Genomic DNA, 6,308 nt, shown 5'->3' on the forward strand with positions numbered 1-6,308 from the left:
CGCCGCATAGTTGAACTCGCTCTGCAATGCGTTGATTGCGGCTGTCAGCTTGCTGCACGCCTCTGCGATCATCGCCTCGGTCGCGTTGCCGTTTGCTTCCACTGCCTTCGCCTCGGTCAGCACCGCTTGCAGATTCGCCCAGCTGCTCGGGCGGTAGTTACCTTCTTCCAATGCATCCGCCGCTGCGATCAGCTGTCTCAGCAGGGTCTTATCCGCCTTCACCAGCTCGGTGATCCTGGTCATCACCGCTTCGTACTCGGCGTTGATCTCAGCCTGCGTCGCGTCCGCGTTATCCAGCACCGCTTTCGCGCTGTTCACTGCCACCTGTAGCGCTTCCTTCGTGGCCGCGGTCAGGCTTTCGTCCTTCAACAGGTCTTCCGCGATCTCGACCGCCAGCGTAAGCAGGCTCTTATCGGGCGCGTAGGTCAAGCCGTCGCGCGCCGCTACCAGCGCGAGGTAGGCATCAAACACCTGGCTTTCGGTTGCAGCCACGTCAGCAACGACCGCCTTCGCTGCATTCAGCGCATCGGTCAGAGCCTTCCAGCTCGCCGCGGTATAGCGGGTCTCGTCGTATTTCCCATCGACCGCCGCGATCAGCGCCTTCAGCGAAGTCTTGTCCACGTCGGAGGGCTGCTCTTCCACATTGCCCGTCAGGCGGATGGTAACGGAACCGGTCGAGCCTTCATTCAGCTTGCCGCTGACGCCGCTGTAGTTGCCCCAGCCGAGCTCAGGGTAGTACCACTGGTTGTTGATGACCAGCTTGGTGGTTTCTTTGATCTCAGGCGCTGTTTTGGTCAGCACCTCAAACGCATCCACCACGATGCAATTGTATTTGCCGCCGGAGGTCTCCACCTTGATGGTGTGTGTTCCCTCGGGCAGATTGTCGATGCTGTAAATCGGCGATTGCTTGAGCTGATTGCCGAGGTCGCTGTAGGTATCGATCTCTTCCTTGAACTCGCCGTCGATGTAAATCTTTAATTTGCCCACGTTGTTCTGCTTCGAACCGATGAACCGCACGCCGACACCCTCAAAGGTGAACTCGGCAGTCGCGCCCAGCTTGGTGCTGAACGTCTCGGTACCAGCGTAGTCGCTGCCGCTGTTGTAGGTATCCCAGCCGTCGCTGTAGACAATGCGCGAATCCCGGTCGTCCACAAAGTTTTCGTTGCCGCCCTTGTCAATGGTAATCCGCGCCGCAACGCTCGCGTCTGCGGACTCCACACGGATGCCCGGCTGGTTCTCGCCGTAGTTCACGTCGTAGTTCCAGACGTTTTCGCGCATGGTTTTGAAATCGTTGGTCATGATGCCGTCCTTCTCGCTGTCCTTCGGATACAGGAAGAAGTTGCGCATATCGTCCTTCCAGGGCCAGTTGGGCATCTCCCCGTATACATCCGGGGTTTCATCGGAACCCGGGCGCACGCGCAGCGCGGTGCCCTCGTTTCGGCCGATATGATCCTCCGGATACGCCGACCACAGGCCGTCGCGCAGCCAGCTCACGCTCTCCACGCCCTGGGCGATCTCGTAAACCACGCCCACCTCGGTATGTCCATTCGTTTTGGAGGGTGCGGTCAGCAGCGTATAGTCAGTGGTGATGATGCCGTTGCCGCTGATTTTCAGGTCGAACCGCACTTGGGTGTCGCCATAGCTTCCCAGCAGGCTGACGACCGCCAGGTTGCCCTCGGTCTTGTAGGTCAGAGGCGCTTCCGTGTCGGGGGTCCACATGCCGCCCAGCGCGTTCAGCTTCGGGCCGCCGGTCAACAGGGTCTCCCCATTGAAGCTGCCCTCGGTGATCTGGGCCGCCTCTTTGCTGAACTTCACCGTGAAGTTTTCGCCGGATACGGTCACGAGATCGCCGTCTTCGGTGATCGCCGGAGCGGTTTCGCTCGCGGGCTCGAACTCGACCTGCACGCCGCCGAGCACCAGGTTGTACTCGTCGATCATCAGCTCGTCTTCGCCCTCATAGCCGGTGTAGAATTTCAGGTTGACCTTGTCGCCGTTTTTCCAATTGTTTGCGGGGACTTCAATCGTACCCGCCGTGTGCGGGGCGACGGAGGAAAGGGCCGCCACCTGTGCTTCGCCATCGTTGATCTGGTAGACCATCGTCACCTCGTCAAAGTTGGTGTGGTCAAACCAGTTTTTGGCGTTCAGCACCAGGGGCGCGCCCGCCTCGGGAATTTCATAGTTATCCTCGTCGAGACGGACCGGGGAATAAGCCTTCTTGGTGAGCCACGCCTCGGGCTTCAGCCGGAAGAAGACATCCAACACGCTGCCCCATTCGCCGTAGCCGGCCACGTCGCCGTCAGAATCAAAACGGTACCGCTCGGTGGTTCCTTCGGGGATATAGAACACATCGTCGATGCCGCCCCACAGCGCGCCGCCCAGGGAACCGTCACTTTCCAGAATATTATTCCAGAAGCGCATCAGGCTTTCGCCCCAGAAGTTGCGCACGTTCACGTCGCGCTGCAGCTCGCTGATATTGTAGCAGGGGATGTGCGCGTACTCGTCGTGGATGACCGGGAAATTGTCGTAATCCGGGTTGCCGTAGCCGGCGCCGCCGCCGGTCAAATCCCAGTTGACATAGTGCGCGCTGTAGATGTCGTAGGGAACCGAACCGTCCCGAACAGAAGCGGGCCACGAGAAGATGGCCGGGCGGGTGGTATCGGTCGCCTTGACATAATCCCATTTTTTGTGGTAGACTTCAGGATTTCCATAATGATAGGACTCGTTGCCCAACGACCACATGAGAATCGAGACATGGTTACGACTCAATTCGATCATCTCGGTGTACTGGTTGAGGAACGACGCCGTGCCCAGACTGTTATAGTTATACTGGAAGCATACGGCTGTTTCGCACTCGACATAAAGGCCCAGCTCGTCGCAGATTTCCAGGAACTTCTTGCTCGGCGGATAGTGGGAGGTGCGCAGGAAGTTGATATTCATCTCCTTGTACGCCTCCAGCTCCCGCCGCTGCTGCTCGTCGGTCAGCGAACGGCCCAGGTCGTAGGAGACGTCGTGCCGGCAGGTGCCGCGCAGCTTGACCTGTTTGCCGTTGACATACACCTTATTTCTGTCGTAGGTTTCGTCCTCCACCTGATAGGTGATCTCGCGGAAGCCGATCTTCTGGGTGTTCACCTGCATCACCTCGCCGTCCACCTTCAGGGTGGTCTTGAGCTCGTACAGGTTCGGGTGCTCCGCATCCCACTTGAGCGGGTCGCTCACCGGGATGGACACCTGCGCTCTGGACGCTTCCTTGCCGATTTCCACCGAGCCGGGCTCCAGCGCCACAACGTCGCCGTCCTTATCGGTCAGCTCGAACTCGACCGTCGCGTTCTCCGAAACCATGCCCAGCTTCACATCCAGCTTCAGTTCAGCATCGGTGAAGGTCTCGTCCAGGTCGGTCTCCACATGGATGCTCTTGATGTAATCGTTGGGCAGCGCCAGCAACTCTACATCGCGCAGGATACCGCCCATGTTGTGGTGCGCATAGGTGGAGCCGTAGGAGGGGTTCGCGTGAACGTCGGTCACGCCGACCACCAGCTCAACCTGTTTGTCCTCGCCGGTAAAGTCGCCCACCACATCGGTGATGTCGCAATCCCAGGCGGTGAAGCCGCCGACGTGGTTTCTCACAAACTTGCCGTCCACCCAGACGCGCGCGTCACTGTACACGCCGTGGAAGCGCACCAGGATGCGGTTGCCAGCGTAATCTGCCGGGATGGTAACGGTTGTTTTGTAGTAGTATTCCTTATCCGCCAGGATATCCCAGCCCTGCATCAAAATTTCGCCGGGAACGATGATGTTTTCCCAATTCTCGCCGTCCCATGCGGAGAAATCGAATTCACCGGACGGGGGCTTGGCGCCGGGCAGGTCGAACAGGAACTTCCAGGTTCCGCTGCCCTGGCGGTCGTTGAGCAGGATCACCGGGTTCTCCACGCCCGCAACCTCAGCCGCTTCGGGCGCGATTTCCGGGGTGGGCCAGATTGCGTCGGGATCGGTCGGCTCCGGGGGCTCCGGCTCCTCCGTTTCCTCCCCAACCACAATCACATCGAGGTTGGAGATGGCGGGCCAGAAGTTACCCGGAGCCTTGGCGTATTCCGTGCAGTCTTTGGCCGTCAGGCGGATGGCCTTAATCCTGGTGATTTTGGGCAGGTCGGTCCTGACCGCCGCGCCGTTGCTGGTGGGAACCTCGAAGGCTCCATCCTCGATCACCTTCTCGAAGGTCTCGCCGTCCTTGCTGATCTCGAGGTCATACAAGGTGATGAAGCCTTCCGTGGAGTTGCTCCGACCGGTCATCTTCAGCGCTTTCACCGCATACGCACGGTCAAAATCCAGCTGGATCCACTGGGGATCTTTTGCGGTGTCGTCCTCGCGCCCCCAGGAGGCCCATACAGTTTTACCGTTCTGGGCAGTCATTGCGTCGCCGTCGATTGCGCATTCCGGCTCGTCCCCCTTGCCGGACTGAGACGCGCTTGCCGTCATCTTATCCTGCGGGATATTCGATTCCGGACCGTCGGGGATTTCGGCTTCGCCGGCTGCCACGACCTCCAGATTGGAGATGGCGGGCCAGAACATGCCCTGATTCTTCTCGCTATCCATGCAGTCCTTCGCGGTCAGACGGATGGCCTTGATGTTCATGGTCTCCGGCAGGTCGGCCCTGACCGCCACGCCATTGGCGGGAACCTCGAAGGTTCCGTCCTCGATCACCTTCTCAAAGGTCTCGCCGTCCTCGCTGACCTCGAGGTCGTACAGGGTGATGAAGCCCTCGCTTGTATTGTTCCGGCCGGTCATTTCAATCGCTTTGACGTCATATGCACCGTCGAAATCCAACTGAATCCACTGGGGGTCCTTTACGGTGTCGTCCCCGCGGCCCCAAGAAGCCCATACCGACTTGCCGTTGCCGTCCGCCGCGTCAGTATCTCCGTCAATCGCCTGGGAGGCGGGGTCACTCGAACCGGACTGGGACGCACTTGCCGTCATCTTATCCTGCGGAATGTAAAACTCGGCCTGTTCTTCCGACAGCAAAATGCTATCGGTGGAAGCCTCGCCTTCCTCGTTTTGGGCTAAGGTGACCTCTGTCTGTAATGGTTCACCGCCCACTGCTGAAGGCAGAGTGGTCTCACCAAAAGCAGCGATTCCACTGCTTAAAGTGAGCTGTGCCGCCAATAGAATGGCCAGCACCGTTTTGAATGCTCGTTTTTTCATCTTCATCCTCCTATCTCCTTTTTGGCTCTTACCGGACAAGCCCTCTTCCAGCAGCATAAATATGCAACCGGTCAAGTTATTTTTATTGTACCTTCTTTTCAATCATGTGGGAATGCACAAATCGGAATGATATATAGAAATCGGAAAAATTGAAATACAAAATCAAATCAGTTTTTTGTGCAGTATCGCTAGTTATATGGCTATATTTTATAAAAATTATATAGTAGTTTAGTCGGAAATGGTGCGGGCACTCACGGCAGCAAAAAAAGAAGTGCCGCAAACACGGGCACTCAGCCGGTTTACAGCACTTCTTATCACGGATTAAAATTGATGCCTCAACTGTTTCTGCGTTTTCTGTGGCTGCAATAGATTGCGCCGCCGATGGCCGCAACCGCTGCAATCGCAACTGCCACGATCACCCAGAGAGAAACGCTGTTCATCTCGGTCTCAGCCGCCTCGGCGGGCGCTTCCGGAGCGATCACTGCGGGAGCCTCGGGCGCGGGAACTGCCGCGCTGCCGATGGTGGGCGCCACTGTCGTACCGGCTTCGCCGCCCGTCTCCGGGTTGGCGTTGCCGCTGCCAGCCGCATCGCCCGCAGCTGGAGCTTTGCCGTCTGCCATCGCAATCAGTTCCGCCGCGCTGTAGTACACCGCGGATGCGTCGATCGCGTAATTGCTCAGCAGGTATGCCTTCCCGCCGATCTCGATGTTCAGCGCGACGCCCTTCGCCGCCGCTGCATCGATCACCGCCGCCAGCGTCATCGCTCCGCTCTCCAGCGTCGCGTTTACTATGCCGCCCTTTTCGGTTCCGTTGATCTTCTCGATGATCCCGTTCCAGTAATCGTTGTCGTTTACTTTAGAAACGGAGCCGCTCGAGCCGCTCTTCGTCTTCAGGCCCTTCACTGCGTTCGCCAGCTTGGTCGCTGCTCCGGTCAGCTCTTCTTCCGTCGCGTTTTCGTTCGCCAGCAGCGCCTTCGCTTCCGCCTGCGCTGCCTGCACCGCATTCCAGCTTGCCGCCGTGTAACGCGACGCGTTCAGCCCGTTCACTTCGGCCACCGCCTGCATGAGGCGCACCTTCGCGATCGCTCTGGTCAGCTCCGCTGCCATATCGTC

General features: G+C 58.6%; 2 protein-coding genes. Both read right to left on the reverse strand.

Going from position 1 to position 6,308, the window contains the following annotated elements:
- Positions 1-5,196 (reverse strand): discoidin domain-containing protein (locus H8711_RS13080; RefSeq protein ID WP_249283827.1); only part of this gene is annotated, 5,196 nt, incomplete at its 3' end.
- A gap of 335 nt (positions 5,197-5,531) precedes the next feature.
- The coding region (locus H8711_RS13085; protein ID WP_249283828.1) for a hypothetical protein at positions 5,532-6,308 on the reverse strand (777 nt) is incomplete at its 5' end.

Source organism: Ligaoa zhengdingensis (assembly GCF_014384885.1).
Lineage (GTDB): Bacteria > Bacillota > Clostridia > Oscillospirales > Ruminococcaceae > Ligaoa > Ligaoa zhengdingensis.